The sequence below is a fragment of the Acinetobacter sp. YH12040 genome, from assembly GCF_013420005.1.
GTDB lineage: Bacteria > Pseudomonadota > Gammaproteobacteria > Pseudomonadales > Moraxellaceae > Acinetobacter > Acinetobacter amyesii.
The window spans coordinates 1-14,550 of sequence record NZ_VOZB01000001.1 but is presented as its reverse complement, the minus strand read 5'-3'; the positions used below and the strand labels follow the sequence as shown (position 1 = coordinate 14,550).

10 protein-coding genes, 2 tRNA genes, 2 rRNA genes and 1 pseudogene are annotated in these 14,550 nt (G+C 42.1%); 10 read left to right on the top strand and 5 right to left on the bottom strand.

Annotated features, from left to right (window positions below; all coding sequences use genetic code 11):
- Positions 1 to 60: 60 nt before the first annotated feature.
- The 3 genes from FTT99_RS00075 to FTT99_RS00065 form a co-directional block, all read right to left on the bottom strand.
- Positions 61 to 492, bottom strand: a complete 432-nt coding sequence (locus tag FTT99_RS00075; protein WP_078193901.1) for a CBS domain-containing protein — start codon at positions 490 to 492, stop codon at positions 61 to 63.
- Positions 493 to 598: 106 nt separating this feature from the next.
- A complete protein-coding gene (locus tag FTT99_RS00070; protein ID WP_180007275.1) occupies positions 599 to 976 on the bottom strand; it encodes a DUF2750 domain-containing protein in 378 nt (125 codons plus the stop codon).
- 139 nt (positions 977 to 1,115) lie between these two features.
- Positions 1,116 to 1,349 (bottom strand): hypothetical protein, encoded by a 234-nt coding sequence (locus FTT99_RS00065; protein WP_078188494.1) that lies wholly within the window; start codon positions 1,347 to 1,349, stop codon positions 1,116 to 1,118.
- 222 nt (positions 1,350 to 1,571) lie between these two features.
- On the opposite strand from FTT99_RS00065, the gene FTT99_RS00060 reads away from it, so the two are divergent.
- Both FTT99_RS00060 and FTT99_RS00055 read left to right on the top strand, forming a co-directional pair.
- Complete coding sequence (locus tag FTT99_RS00060) at positions 1,572 to 1,931, top strand: hypothetical protein (RefSeq protein ID WP_180023554.1); 360 nt, start codon at positions 1,572 to 1,574, stop codon at positions 1,929 to 1,931.
- Positions 1,932 to 2,040: 109 nt separating this feature from the next.
- A complete protein-coding gene (locus tag FTT99_RS00055; RefSeq protein WP_078193898.1) occupies positions 2,041 to 2,364 on the top strand; it encodes a hypothetical protein in 324 nt (107 codons plus the stop codon).
- Here the strand turns inward: FTT99_RS00055 and FTT99_RS00050 are convergent.
- Complete coding sequence (locus FTT99_RS00050) at positions 2,288 to 3,859, bottom strand: M16 family metallopeptidase (protein ID WP_373684590.1); 1,572 nt, start codon at positions 3,857 to 3,859, stop codon at positions 2,288 to 2,290. The two genes, FTT99_RS00055 and FTT99_RS00050, sit on opposite strands and share 77 nt — an antisense overlap.
- A gap of 123 nt (positions 3,860 to 3,982) precedes the next feature.
- A pseudogene (locus FTT99_RS00045) lies at positions 3,983 to 5,296 on the bottom strand (M16 family metallopeptidase); the annotation flags it as partial.
- Positions 5,297 to 5,546: 250 nt separating this feature from the next.
- Here FTT99_RS00045 and ftsY point away from each other — a divergent pair.
- The 8 genes from ftsY to FTT99_RS00005 form a co-directional block, all read left to right on the top strand.
- Positions 5,547 to 6,653, top strand: coding sequence for a signal recognition particle-docking protein FtsY (gene ftsY / locus FTT99_RS00040; RefSeq protein ID WP_180007272.1), 1,107 nt, complete (start codon positions 5,547 to 5,549; stop codon positions 6,651 to 6,653).
- Positions 6,654 to 6,828: 175 nt separating this feature from the next.
- A complete protein-coding gene (locus FTT99_RS00035) occupies positions 6,829 to 7,515 on the top strand; it encodes a nitroreductase family protein (RefSeq protein ID WP_180131501.1) in 687 nt (228 codons plus the stop codon).
- 216 nt (positions 7,516 to 7,731) lie between these two features.
- Positions 7,732 to 8,325, top strand: coding sequence for a nitroreductase family protein (locus tag FTT99_RS00030; protein ID WP_180035761.1), 594 nt, complete (start codon positions 7,732 to 7,734; stop codon positions 8,323 to 8,325).
- A gap of 181 nt (positions 8,326 to 8,506) precedes the next feature.
- Complete coding sequence (locus tag FTT99_RS00025) at positions 8,507 to 9,184, top strand: DUF2057 domain-containing protein (RefSeq protein WP_078193893.1); 678 nt, start codon at positions 8,507 to 8,509, stop codon at positions 9,182 to 9,184.
- Positions 9,185 to 9,693: 509 nt separating this feature from the next.
- Positions 9,694 to 11,232 (top strand): 16S ribosomal RNA (locus FTT99_RS00020).
- Positions 11,233 to 11,293: 61 nt separating this feature from the next.
- Positions 11,294 to 11,370 (top strand) — tRNA-Ile (locus tag FTT99_RS00015).
- Positions 11,371 to 11,444: 74 nt separating this feature from the next.
- Positions 11,445 to 11,520, top strand: a tRNA-Ala gene (locus tag FTT99_RS00010).
- Positions 11,521 to 11,933: 413 nt separating this feature from the next.
- A 23S ribosomal RNA gene (locus FTT99_RS00005) occupies positions 11,934 to 14,550 on the top strand; the annotation flags it as partial.

Sequence of the window (14,550 nt, the reverse complement as noted above, 5' to 3'; positions counted from 1 at the left end):
ATTAAATTATTGATTTTTAGAATTCCCCCCTTAAAGCTTGTTAAGGGGGAATTATTGAGTTTAGCCTGAAATATATTGTTGAAGTTGTTCGATCAGTTTGCGTTGATCATCCATTGCTGCTTTTACAAGGTCACCGATGGAGATTAAGCCAGTCAATTTCTGTTCCTCAACGACAGGTAAATGACGTAAATGGCGATCTGTCATGAGTTCTAAACATTCTTCGACAGTCGCTGCACTTGTGACAGTGATAACACTTCCCGTCATAATCTCGCTGACAGAGGTATCGAAAGAAGTTCTTTCCATCAGAGCGATTTTACGTGTGTAGTCACGCTCAGACAAAATACCAACGACTGTGCCTTCATGGGTCACAACGAGGGCACCAATGCCTTTTTGTGCCATCAGGGAAATGGCTTCGAGTACAGTCGCATCTGGAGTGATGGTGTAGATTTCTTGATAAGCTTTGTCTTTAAGTACTTGGGCAACTGTAGTCATATTTTCATTCCTTTATAGTAGTTTTTGTTTAATTTAAATTAGCGCGAAATTTGAAAAAAGCAAATACTTTTCAGTGCATGTTGGGGTCAAACATGCACTGAGGGTTTTATGCCATTTGAATCTTATTTTGGTTAAAAAAGAATAAACGCATTTGCGAGGTTGTGAGCTTGAGACGGATGTGGCTAGAGCTATGCAACGCAGGGATGACTTTAAGACGTGTTAATGTCGGTAATAGCGATGCCTCAAAATCTTGTGGTGTAATGCGTCGTGGAGTGTAGTTGGGCCAATGCTTTTTGGCATATTTATGCGCTTGAATGCCATTTAACCAAAACGGGAAGATAATATGATCTTGATCGCTGGTCATTGCCCAGCCTTGTTGGTGGTAGAGACCCCAAAGGACTCCACAGTACATCATGGTTTTTAAAATACTAATTTTGAAAAATAAATCTTTTGGAATAGGTTTATATTGCTTTAATTTAGACATCATATGCAGCGTGTTGTTGATGTTGCTCCTATTGTAGGAAATTCTTATGAAAAAGCTGTGTAAGCTTTGAACTTGATTGTAAGAATTTATGTAGTTAAAAGTTGAAGGGTGTAAAAAACGCCACCTTAGTGACGTTTTGTTATGCTTGCAAGGTGGCCATGTTCTGCCAATATTGCGCTTTGAGTGAGTCACGTTCTACGCGGAAGCCTTGATAATAAAGTTCAGCCAAAAATAACGCTGCTTTACCATGTCCAGCACGAGCTGCATCTTCCAATTCATGAACTGCATCGCTGAAGTTCATTTGAGATTGAATTGTGTTTACCGCATTTGCGTATACATGTTCGAGTTCATGTTGAGAGAATTGTTGAATCATATTTAACTCCTTATTCTAATTATGATCATTAAGGGCCCATTCTTTAGCCCTATTAACTAATTTAACTAAGTATTATTAAACTAATATTACAATTATCTTGAATTGTCAACTATTCACGTAAATATTTCTAATTTGCTATAGTTTACATGATTAAACAATGGACAATTGTTTTCGTGAGTAAAATACTATCATAAGAAGTTGTAGATAATAAGGAGAAGTAAAATGACAAGAGTTTTAGACGGTTTAACTTTAGATTATCCTCCGACATTAGCGCAAATTGTGGAGTTGGCACATCTACATCGTCGCAATCTTGATGAAGCAATTTTTCATCAAGAAATTCATTTAGGGGATTTTGGTTTGGCACAGCGCAAACGTGTATATGATTTCACACGGGATTTAGATAAGGGACAGCGCTTAGAATTTTACAATGCATATAATGGCGAATTACTCAAAATCGCCGATGATGATGATTTACATCCTGCGCATGCAGAAGGTGGAATGAGTATTTTTGCAGTATTTATCGTTTTGGCGATTATTGCATTAATTCTTTATTTTGCGGTGATACGAACCATTATTCATTAAATTGTTTAGCTAACTCACAGACTGAAACAGTGAACTGATGCAGTTTTAAGCGCTGTGACTTGAACTTCTTGAACGTCAGCCATACACTACTTTGAACCTGAGGTAGTGTATGACTATTGATTTAGAAAAAATTATTCAATTCAAATCTAAAATACAGCTTGAGCAAATTTATAATATCTTTGTTTCAGTCATGATCGTGGTGATTTTGGTATTGGCTGTGATTGCCTTATATCGTCCTATTTCTGTACAACAATACCAAAACGTGTCACGACTTGCGTTGCAGCAAAGTTATCCTGAAACACAGGAAATGGCGATGCTGCTCAGACAGCAAGATCGCATTCGTGTGGGTGCTTATCTTAAATTGATGCATGCTTATCAGATGGAATCTGTGCGGGCACATCAACTTCCGGCTTTGGCAGAGGAACAGCTTTAGTTGCAGGGATTATCTTGGTTGGAGTTGCTTGTACATTCTTCTCCAATATCTGCTGTACTTCATTTTTATCTAAGGTTTTGCTCACCACAATCACAGTCATATTTTCAGGGTGCATATAGGTACGAACCGCATTTTGTACATCAGCTACAGTTATTTTTTCCAATAATTTAGGGTACTGGGTCAAATAATCTGGGTCTTGTTGATAAAAGCCCAATAGACCAAGCTGTGCATTGATCGTTGCATTACTGCTGTAATTATTCGGAAAAGCACGCAGCATGCCGGCTTTAGTTTCTTCCATTTGTTTTTGATCAATAGGCATTTTGACAAAATCATTAAAAGCCTTATGTGCCACTCGAATACTATCTATAAGCTGATCTTGACGTGTTCCATAGCTAAAACTAAAGATACCGGGTGCTTGGCTAAAGCTAAATGCACTATAGGCACCATAAGTATAGCCACGTTTGATACGAAGCTCTTGCATGAGGACCGAGTTAAAACCGCCACCACCAAACATTCGATTGGCTACTTCTAGGGCTAATCGATCTTTGTTATCGCGTGTGGTGCCTAAATGTCCGAATATGACGTTGGCTTGGGTGGAATTGTAGGGAAGATGGATAATATCAAAGCCTTGTTTTTCTTCTGGTTGTGCAAGTGCCTTAGCTTTTTCGCCTTGGTTTAAATTTCCAGAGATACGCTCTGCTAGGTTTTGCGCTTCTTTTTTGCTGAGTTTGCCTGTAATGGCAATATTCATGTTTTGAGCAACTAAAAATTGATTACGAAACTTCTTTAAAATGTCTGGGGTGATTTTTTTGATACTGCCATTGGTTCCTGTAATTGGTTCTGCATAAGGATGTGTGCCGTAAACAGCCCGATAGAAACGAATATTCATTAAGCGACTTGGACTTTCTTGGAGTTGCTTCTGACCAGCTTGGTTATTGCTGAGTGCTAAGTTGAGGCTGGAGTTTTTAAAAGTCGCATTTTTAATCACGTCCATCATCATACTTAAAGCAGGTTCTAATTTTTTAGGGTCTGACAATACGCGTAGCCGAACGACAAACATATCTCGATGTGCTTGTACGCTAAATTGAGCACCTGTTTGGTCAAAAACCGAGGCAATTTGCGTTGCATTGTATTTTTCTGTGCCTTCATCGATTAAACGTGCAGCCATGTTGGCAACACCATACAAGCCTTTTCCGACTTCTTCATCACGAGCAGAACCTGCATTAAAGGTCAGTTGAATATCCACCATAGGTAGATCTTGTGATTCAACAAACAGGCTATTTACGCCATTTCGGTTTTTCAGCACTTGAACAAGCGGAGCACGGTAGTCTTTATCAATCTGTAAATTCTTTAAACTTTGCAGCATGGGGATAGATTGTAATTGGCTCGGATTATCGTTGAGGTCGGGAACATTTTCCGTATAAGTTTCTGCATGGAGGAGTGAGCCAAACGCAGTGAGTAAGCTTAGAGATAAAATTTTCGTAATAGTCATCACTAATCCTTACAAGACGCTTTCTGTGTTTTGGGTTGAGTTAGTCTGTTGCTCTGGAGTAACAACTTCCGTTTGAGCTGGTTTTGTAGTTTGATCTGCTTTATTTGAGGTTGTTGGAACCTCCGTCTGTTCTGGAAGCAGATACATGGTGCTTAAATTTTCTTTGACAAAATACGCATTTGCGACACGTTGAATATCTTGTGCGCTGACGTTTTCATATAGTTTTGGTAATTCGTCCATTAGCCTGAAACTGAGCCCATTGACTTCTAAGTTACCGATCGTCTTGGCTTGGCTGCTGATGTCATCTTGGTTATAGACTAAATTGGAGACAAAACGTGTGGTGATACGTTCAACTTCAGGTGTTTTGACTAATTCTGTTTTTAAAGTGTCGATTTCATCTTGTATCGCTTTTTGCGCTTGTTCCATTTTGACGCCATCGGCAGGGAGTGCTGAAATGGTAAACAAACTGTCTCCACGATTGTATGGATCATAAGAAACACTTACAGCCGTGAGTAATTTTCTATCTCGTACCAGTTTGTCTTGTAGGCGAGATGAGATCCCACTGTCTAAAATATTGCGAATAATATTGAGTGCATAAGCATCTTGTGGGTTTTTGGCGGTAGCCAGTGAGCGTACATTCCACGCCATATACAAATTGGGCACTTGTACGGGTAAATTTAGTTCCATATGACGATAGCCCACACGCTCGAATTCCCTCACATCGTTACGATCAGGTGTTTTACGTGATGGAATATCACCAAAGTATTTTTGAACTTGACGAATGGCTGCTTCGGCATCGACATCACCGACAATCACCAAAATGGCGTTGTTTGGGGTATACCAATCTTTATACCATTGTTTTAAATCTGCCAATTTGATGTTTTGCAGATTTTTCATGTGTCCAATGACGGGTTGACGATAGTGACTGGTTGGATAAGAGATCCATTTGAAACGTTCATAAGCCAAAGAACGAGGGTTATCATCTGTGCGCTGTCGGCGTTCTTCCATAACCACTTTAATTTCAGGCTCGAAATCTTGTTGTTGCAATCGTAAATTACTCATACGATCCGCTTCGAGCTCCAGCGCCATAGGGAAGTAGGCTTTAGGATACAACTGATAATAATTGGTGTAATTGGTAAAGGTTGCAGCGTTGATGCTGCCGCCATAGATACGGCTGAGACGTGTAAATTCATCATTAGGAACTTTGGTGGTTCCTTTAAACATCATATGTTCAAGTGCATGAGAGATCCCTAATAGATTGCCCGACTCATCACTACTGCCAACACGATACCAAATATGGGTCATTACCATCGGCGCACGGTGGTCTTCACGGATAATGACCTTTAAGCCATTTTTAAGTGTGGTTTCAAAGGTGCTTCGCGTTAATTGGGTACGTGTGTCTGCATGTAGATTGGGTGCAGACCAAAGGCAACTGCTGATGACACAGATAGGAAGCGCAGAGCGAAATAAAGTTTTAAAAAAATAAGGAGAAAATCTGTTTTTATGGGACACAAAGGAATCCATTAAAATGCATTTTATAGCTATCTAGTTTTCCTAAAGTTAATTTTGATTGCAAGTTCAACATGTTGTTTTTTAGTGTGCTTCGCTCTGACAGGCGTGTAGCGACTCAATTTAAGATAACTTATGATAGAATCGGTTTTTTTAACGCAGTGCTTTTCAAGGATTCGGCATGCAACAGCAATCTCATGGGCAGAATAAATTTTTGATTGATGCTGATATCGGTGATGACGATGTCACGCTACCGAGTTTACCTGCGGTAAATGTGCCGATCATCGAGACACCGAAAGTACAGCAAGAAGTTGCTGCACCATTACAAGAAACAGAGTCAGAAACTGAAGACTCGAAGGTGAAAGGCGGCTTCTTTAGTCGTATGAAAGAAGGTCTAGCAAAGTCACGTAAGAACTTGGCAGACGGCATGGTGAATATCCTGATCGGTGGGAAGGAAATTGACGATGAACTTTTAGAGGAAGTTGAAGAGCAACTTTTGGTTGCTGACATTGGTGTCGATGCAACCAAAACGATTATTGCGAACTTAACTGAACGTACTGAACGTGGCGATTTAATTTACTCGCACTCTTTATATAAAGCGCTTCAAGAAGAACTGGTGGCATTACTTGCACCACGTGTTAAACCGCTACATATCGACAGCAATAAAAATCCGTATGTGATTTTGGTTGTTGGTGTGAATGGTGTGGGTAAAACCACCACGATTGGTAAATTAGCGAAACGCTTACAAGGTGAAGGTAAAAAAGTAATGTTGGCTGCTGGTGATACATTCCGTGCAGCAGCCACAGAACAATTACAAATTTGGGGCGAACGCAATAATATTGCCGTTGTGGCGCAAGGTCATGGTGCAGATTCTGCATCTGTTATTTTTGATGCATTTGAAAGTGCTCGTGCAAAAGGCGTAGATGTGCTGATTGCAGACACTGCAGGTCGTTTACACAACAAAGGACACCTCATGCAAGAGTTGTCTAAAGTAAAACGTGTAATGCAAAAAATTGATGCTACAGCTCCGCATGAAGTGATGTTAGTGGTAGATGCAGGCACAGGTCAAAATGCCATTAACCAAGTTGAAATGTTTGACGAGGCAGTAGGGCTTACAGGTCTAACTATTACTAAGCTTGATGGTACAGCAAAAGGTGGTGTGTTATTCAATATTGCAAGCCGTACCCATGTGCCAATTCGTTTTATTGGTGTAGGTGAGAAAATTGATGACTTGCGCCCATTCTCAGCTAAATCATTTGTCGCAGCATTATTTGAAACTGATAAATAAAATGCGTTAAATGTCACATAAACTCCGCAAAATGCGGAGTTTTTTGTTTTTGAGCTTACTGATTGATTTAAAAAGCAACATGTGAATAAATCATAGTCAAAATTCAGCCTAATAAACCCTTAGAATAAGTAAGGAATTGTTGTTTATATATAAAAATTGCTTTGGGGTGTTTAGGGTGGCGTTACTCGATAAAATTAGTCATGTATTGACTGCGGATATCACTAAAGATTTTAAATTAAAAAAGAAAAATACTGACCAAGAAGTAGAAGCGTCATTTGTCGACCAACTAAAAAAACGTCGCAGTATTTATGAGCTTGGAAAGAAGGTACATTATAGTCAGGCTTATTTGGCGGAACTGATTCAAGAGTCTGTAAGAAGTTGTCCATCTGCATATAATTCGCAAAGCACACGTATTGTGGTTTTATTTGGCGAATCTCATCAAAAATTTTGGGACATTGTAAAAGACGTACAACGCAAGAATGTTGCGAGTTATATATTTGAAGGTGTGGCGCTCAAAATAGATCTGTGTGCAGCTGGCCTGGGAACTGTACTTTTCTATGAAGATCAAGCTGTGATTCAACAATTACAAAAGAAAGTGCCATTAAGTGCAGAAGATTTTCCAGTGTGGTCGGAGCAAACGTCTGGCATGGCTCAATTCGCAGTATGGACTTCGATCGCAGATGCAGGTCTAGGCGCATGTTTACAGCACTATAATCCACATATTGATTATGCTGTTGCCGAACACTTTGATATTTCAAAACAATGGCTGCTTCGAGCGCAGTTGGTCTTTGGTTCAATTGAAGGTCAAGCGCCTGAACGTTTAGAACCAGAAGATCAAGATCAGTTTAGAATTTATGAGTAATTTCTATGTTCTGTAAGTTACTTTGATTTCTGCTGTACTAAAGACTGTGAAACCAAAATCTGAATGTAAGACGGGTTGTAGGTATTTAGATGCTTACAACTGATTGTTCTAGAAATAAGACACAATGTTGTAAATATAGTCATGCAACGGTTAAAAACTTCACCTATTATAAATCTCAACTTAGTAAGCTAATTGAAAATAAAAAGAGGTCTTGTAATGTCATTCTTGAATCAAATCGAACAACGTCGCACAATCTATTCTATTGGTAATAACGTTACTTTATCGCAAGATGAAATTGAGCAAACCATTAAAGATGCTGTACGTTTAAGTCCGTCATCATTTAACTCTCAAACGTCTCGTGTCGTTATTCTGTTTGGTGATGCACATCAAAAATTCTGGAATATCGTACGTGAAACGTTACGTAAAATTGTACCTGCAGATGCATTTGAAGGAACCAATGGCAAGATTAATAGTTTTGCAGCAGGTTTTGGTACAGCATTATTTTATGAAGATCAGGCTGTAGTAAAAGCTCTCCAAGAACAATTTGCACTTTATGCAGATAATTTCCCAGTATGGTCTGAACACTCAACAGCGATTGCTCAATTTGCTACTTGGACGGCTTTGGCTGAAAAAAATATCGGTGCATCATTGCAACATTACAATCCAATTGTTGATGCTGAAACAGCTGCGGCATTTGATGTGCCAGATCAATGGAAACTACGTGCACAACTTGTTTTTGGTTCGATTGAAGCGCCTGCAGGCGAAAAAACCTTTATTGCAGATGAAGAACGATTCAAAACATTCAAGTAATGATGGTGTGATGAATTAAAAAGGATGCATTAAGCATCCTTTTCTTATATGCAAAATTCTTGAATGAATATCAAAATAATGTCTTGAAACAAAATATACAGTGATTGTTAGATGTCATAAGATTGTCATATATGAATTGCATAGTGCATTCGAAACTAATAATTGATAAAGAGTGATAATGATGACTTTAAGATTAACTGTTGCTGCTGCAGCGCTGATGTTAAGTAGTGCCGGATTTGCAGCTGTAACTTTGACTGTTCCGGAAGAAATTAAAATAGTTGCAGTTAATGATCAAGAAGTTACTGGTGGTTTATTTCGATCTACGGAGAAGTATAAGCTAGATGCAGGTGAAAACCTATTAACGGTACGTTATAGCGAATTTTTTCAACATGCTGATAATTCTCACGATATTTTAAAGTCAGGTGTGGCCGCTATTCGTACTCCAGCACTGATTGATGGTCAAGAGTATCGTTTGGGTCTAGTCAATGCACCAAAAGATTTTGATGCTGCGCAAAAATATAAAGACCAACCGATATTTGGTTTGTATGACAGATCTAATCAATTACTTGTGCAGCAAGCTGGGGCGAAGAAAGAACAAAAATCGATTTTCTCCAATGGTGTTTTAGGTAATGCTGTAGATTTTACGAAGAAAGAAGCTGTACCAGAAAATCAACCGGCACCTGTTTATGCACAATCCTTAAATGTAAAACCAACAAACGTGGCAGCTCCTGTGGTCGCTCCAAAAAATATAGCTGTTCATCAAAATGGGGCAGATCAACAATTAATTCAGCTTTGGCAGAAGGCTAGTAAAGCTGAACGACAAAAATTTATGAGTTGGTTGGCTGAGCAAGCAAACTAAAGTCACTTTTGTAACTTCATTAGTTTTCTTAAAATCCGTGATATTCGAAAAGTCCGTTGAATTACGGGCTTTTTAGATTGAAGAATATAAAAATCACCAAGAATTATAAAATTCGTCTTTCATAAAGCAAAATATAAGGATATATTGATCTTTAAGTAAGCAATAGATTGCTTTTAGTTTAAAAAATATACACTCAAGCAAAATATTATAGAAATTTCTATGATAGGGGCTTGTGTTTGTTTTGAAACTCTATAGAATACGCTGCATACCAACGCAGACAGCGATAAACGTAAGGTTTTTAGTTGTTTGATGTTGTTTCTTATTTGCTGACGAAGTATTAAGAAAATCATTAAGAGATTATGAAGAACAACTTGTGTGGATTTTTACTGATTGATCGATCGAAATTATTTTCATTGATTAATGGTAGAAATTACTCGAAGTTTATTTGAGCAAATTTTTGTCAGTAATTGATGAGCCAAGATTGGTACACTATATGTACTATTGATTTTAAACTGAAGAGTTTGATCATGGCTCAGATTGAACGCTGGCGGCAGGCTTAACACATGCAAGTCGAGCGGGAATAGGTAGCTTGCTACCGATTTCTAGCGGCGGACGGGTGAGTAATGCTTAGGAATCTGCCTATTAGTGGGGGACAACATTTCGAAAGGGATGCTAATACCGCATACGTCCTACGGGAGAAAGCAGGGGATCTTCGGACCTTGCGCTAATAGATGAGCCTAAGTCGGATTAGCTAGTTGGTGGGGTAAAGGCCTACCAAGGCGACGATCTGTAGCGGGTCTGAGAGGATGATCCGCCACACTGGGACTGAGACACGGCCCAGACTCCTACGGGAGGCAGCAGTGGGGAATATTGGACAATGGGGGGAACCCTGATCCAGCCATGCCGCGTGTGTGAAGAAGGCCTTTTGGTTGTAAAGCACTTTAAGCGAGGAGGAGGCTACTTTGGTTAATACCTAAAGATAGTGGACGTTACTCGCAGAATAAGCACCGGCTAACTCTGTGCCAGCAGCCGCGGTAATACAGAGGGTGCGAGCGTTAATCGGATTTACTGGGCGTAAAGCGTGCGTAGGCGGCTTTTTAAGTCGGATGTGAAATCCCCGAGCTTAACTTGGGAATTGCATTCGATACTGGGAAGCTAGAGTATGGGAGAGGATGGTAGAATTCCAGGTGTAGCGGTGAAATGCGTAGAGATCTGGAGGAATACCGATGGCGAAGGCAGCCATCTGGCCTAATACTGACGCTGAGGCACGAAAGCATGGGGAGCAAACAGGATTAGATACCCTGGTAGTCCATGCCGTAAACGATGTCTACTAGCCGTTGGGGCCTTTGAGGCTTTAGTGGCGCAGCTAACGCGATAAGTAGACCGCCTGGGGAGTACGGTCGCAAGACTAAAACTCAAATGAATTGACGGGGGCCCGCACAAGCGGTGGAGCATGTGGTTTAATTCGATGCAACGCGAAGAACCTTACCTGGTCTTGACATAGTAAGAACTTTCCAGAGATGGATTGGTGCCTTCGGGAACTTACATACAGGTGCTGCATGGCTGTCGTCAGCTCGTGTCGTGAGATGTTGGGTTAAGTCCCGCAACGAGCGCAACCCTTTTCCTTATTTGCCATCGGGTTAAGCCGGGAACTTTAAGGATACTGCCAGTGACAAACTGGAGGAAGGCGGGGACGACGTCAAGTCATCATGGCCCTTACGACCAGGGCTACACACGTGCTACAATGGTCGGTACAAAGGGTTGCTACTCCGCGAGGAGATGCTAATCTCAAAAAGCCGATCGTAGTCCGGATTGGAGTCTGCAACTCGACTCCATGAAGTCGGAATCGCTAGTAATCGCGGATCAGAATGCCGCGGTGAATACGTTCCCGGGCCTTGTACACACCGCCCGTCACACCATGGGAGTTTGTTGCACCAGAAGTAGGTAGTCTAACCGTAAGGAGGACGCTTACCACGGTGTGGCCGATGACTGGGGTGAAGTCGTAACAAGGTAGCCGTAGGGGAACCTGCGGCTGGATCACCTCCTTAACGAAAGATTGACGATTGGTAAGAATCCACAACAAGTTGTTCTTCATGACGATGTATCTGAGGGTCTGTAGCTCAGTTGGTTAGAGCACACGCTTGATAAGCGTGGGGTCACAAGTTCAAGTCTTGTCAGACCCACCATTCTGACTAACGAAGTATTTGAATAAAATACGGAAGCAAACAGAAAAACAGAAACATTGACTTATTGATAAGCTGGGGACTTAGCTTAGTTGGTAGAGCGCCTGCTTTGCACGCAGGAGGTCAGGAGTTCGACTCTCCTAGTCTCCACCATACATTGCTACGCAATGTATAAAGAACGAAGCTAAAATAAACAATCAAACGATTGTTAGCTTAGTCCTTAAGCGATCAAGTGTTTAGGTTATAGAGCTTAGCAACAAAGTGGCGTATGATTCGCTTCATTGTTATTAAGCTCTGTGATTTATCACAGTTTCCTGACCTGACGAAGGCTGGAAAAATCATTAACAGAATATATTTGAGTTGAAATAATTTGTTCATACTCGTTTGATTTAACCTAACAAGCAATTGTGAAAGTTGAATGAAATGAGTTACTAGCGAAATTAACTGAATCAAGCGTTTTGGTATATGAATCTAATTGAAGCTATACAGTGATTAAGTTCACGAAGCTCTAAACTGTAATGTTGGTTGATCTACTTGTAGGATCAAACGACTGTTTGGGGTTGTATAGTCAAGTAATTAAGTGCATGTGGTGGATGCCTTGGCAGTCAGAGGCGATGAAAGACGTAATAGCCTGCGATAAGCTCCGGGGAGGCGGCAAATATCCTGTGATCCGGAGATTTCTGAATGGGGAAACCCACCCGCTATAAGGCGGGTATCATAAACTGAATACATAGGTTTATGAGGCGAACGAGGGGAAGTGAAACATCTCAGTACCCTTAGGAAAAGAAATCAATTGAGATTCCCTCAGTAGCGGCGAGCGAACGGGGAAAAGCCCATTAAGTTATCTAAGCTTTAGTGGAACGCTCTGGGAAGTGCGACCATAGTAGGTGATAGTCCTGTACACGAAAGGGCTTAGATGATGATGTCGAGTAGGGCGAGGCACGTGAAACCTTGTCTGAATATGGGGGGACCATCCTCCAAGGCTAAATACTCCTGACTGACCGATAGTGAACCAGTACCGTGAGGGAAAGGCGAAAAGAACCCCTGTGAGGGGAGTGAAATAGATCCTGAAACCGCATGCATACAAGCAGTGGGAGCCAACTTGTTTGGTGACTGCGTACCTTTTGTATAATGGGTCAGCGACTTACATTCAGTAGCAAGGTTAACCGATTAGGGGAGCCGTAGAGAAATCGAGTCTTAATAGGGCGTTTAGTTGCTGGGTGTAGACCCGAAACCGGGTGATCTATCCATGAGCAGGTTGAAGGTTGGGTAACACTAACTGGAGGACCGAACCCACTGTCGTTGAAAAGCCAGGGGATGACTTGTGGATAGGGGTGAAAGGCTAATCAAACTCGGTGATAGCTGGTTCTCCCCGAAAGCTATTTAGGTAGCGCCTCGGACGAATACCATTGGGGGTAGAGCACTGTTTCGGCTAGGGGGTCATCCCGACTTACCAAACCGATGCAAACTCCGAATACCAATGAGTACTATCCGGGAGACAGACTGCGGGTGCTAACGTCCGTAGTCAAGAGGAAAACAATCCAGACCGCCAGCTAAGGCCCCAAAATTATAGTTAAGTGGGAAACGATGTGGGAAGGCATAGACAGCTAGGAGGTTGGCTTAGAAGCAGCCACCCTTTAAAGAAAGCGTAATAGCTCACTAGTCGAGTCGGCCTGCGCGGAAGATGTAACGGGGCTAAAACTATATGCCGAAGCTGCGGATTTACACATTAGTGTAAGTGGTAGGGGAGCGTTCTGTAAGCCGATGAAGGTGGATTGAGAAGTCTGCTGGAGGTATCAGAAGTGCGAATGCTGACGTGAGTAACGACAAAACGGGTGAAAAACCCGTTCGCTGAAAGACCAAGGGTTCCAGTCCAACGTTAATCGGGGCTGGGTGAGTCGACCCCTAAGGCGAGGCCGAGAGGCGTAGTCGATGGGAAATTGGTTAATATTCCAATACTTCAGTGTAATGCGATGAGAGGACGGAGAAGGTTAAGTCAGCCTGGCGTTGGTTGTCCAGGTGAAAGGAAGTAGGCATGTATCTTAGGCAAATCCGGGGTACTCTATGCTGAGATCTGACAGCAAGCTGTACTTGTACAGTGAAGTGGCTGATACCATACTTCCAGGAAAAGTCTCTAAGCTTCAGTTACACTGGAATCGTACCCGAAACCGACACAGGTGGTCAGGTCGAGTAGACCAAAGCGCTTGAGAGAACTCTGCTGAAGGAACTAGGCAAAATGGTACCGTAACTTCGGGAGAAGGTACGCTGCTTTTGGTGATGGAACTTGCTTCCTGAGCTGAGAGCAGCCACAGAAACCAGGCCCCTGCAACTGTTTATTAAAAACATAGCACTCTGCAAACACGAAAGTGGACGTATAGGGTGTGATGCCTGCCCGGTGCTGGAAGGTTAATTGATGGGGTTAGCGTAAGCGAAGCTCTTGATCGAAGCCCCAGTAAACGGCGGCCGTAACTATAACGGTCCTAAGGTAGCGAAATTCCTTGTCGGGTAAGTTCCGACCTGCACGAATGGCATAATGATGGGGGCGCTGTCTCCAGCAGAGGCTCAGTGAAATCGAAATCGCCGTGAAGATGCGGTGTACCCGCGGCTAGACGGAAAGACCCCGTGAACCTTTACTGCAGCTTGACATTGAACTTTGATCTTACTTGTGTAGGATAGGTGGGAGGCTTTGAAACCGAGACGCTAGTTTCGGTGGAGCCAATCTTGAAATACCACCCTGGTAATATTGAGGTTCTAACTCTGCTCCATTATCTGGAGCGAGGACCATGTCTGGTGGGTAGTTTGACTGGGGCGGTCTCCTCCTAAAGAGTAACGGAGGAGTACGAAGGTGCGCTCAGCGTGGTCGGAAATCACGCGTAGAGTATAAAGGCAAAAGCGCGCTTAACTGCGAGACCCACAAGTCGAGCAGGTACGAAAGTAGGTCTTAGTGATCCGGTGGTTCTGTATGGAAGGGCCATCGCTCAACGGATAAAAGGTACTCTGGGGATAACAGGCTGATACCGCCCAAGAGTTCATATCGACGGCGGTGTTTGGCACCTCGATGTCGGCTCATCTCATCCTGGGGCTGAAGCAGGTCCCAAGGGTATGGCTGTTCGCCATTTAAAGAGGTACGCGAGCTGGGTTTAGAACGTCGTGAGACAGTTCGGTCCCTATCTACCGTGGGCG

Excerpts from the sequence above, each read along its gene's own strand:
- FTT99_RS00060 (WP_180023554.1), top strand. The coding sequence starts at position 1,572 with ATGACAAGAGTTTTAGACGGTTTAACTTTAGATTATCCTCCGACATTA.
- FTT99_RS00025 (WP_078193893.1), top strand. The coding sequence starts at position 8,507 with ATGACTTTAAGATTAACTGTTGCTGCTGCAGCGCTGATGTTAAGTAGT.
- FTT99_RS00075 (WP_078193901.1), bottom strand. The coding sequence starts at position 492 with ATGACTACAGTTGCCCAAGTACTTAAAGACAAAGCTTATCAAGAAATC.
- ftsY (WP_180007272.1), top strand. The coding sequence starts at position 5,547 with ATGCAACAGCAATCTCATGGGCAGAATAAATTTTTGATTGATGCTGAT.
- FTT99_RS00030 (WP_180035761.1), top strand. The coding sequence starts at position 7,732 with ATGTCATTCTTGAATCAAATCGAACAACGTCGCACAATCTATTCTATT.
- FTT99_RS00065 (WP_078188494.1), bottom strand. The coding sequence starts at position 1,349 with ATGATTCAACAATTCTCTCAACATGAACTCGAACATGTATACGCAAAT.
- FTT99_RS00070 (WP_180007275.1), bottom strand. The coding sequence starts at position 976 with ATGTCTAAATTAAAGCAATATAAACCTATTCCAAAAGATTTATTTTTC.
- FTT99_RS00055 (WP_078193898.1), top strand. The coding sequence starts at position 2,041 with ATGACTATTGATTTAGAAAAAATTATTCAATTCAAATCTAAAATACAG.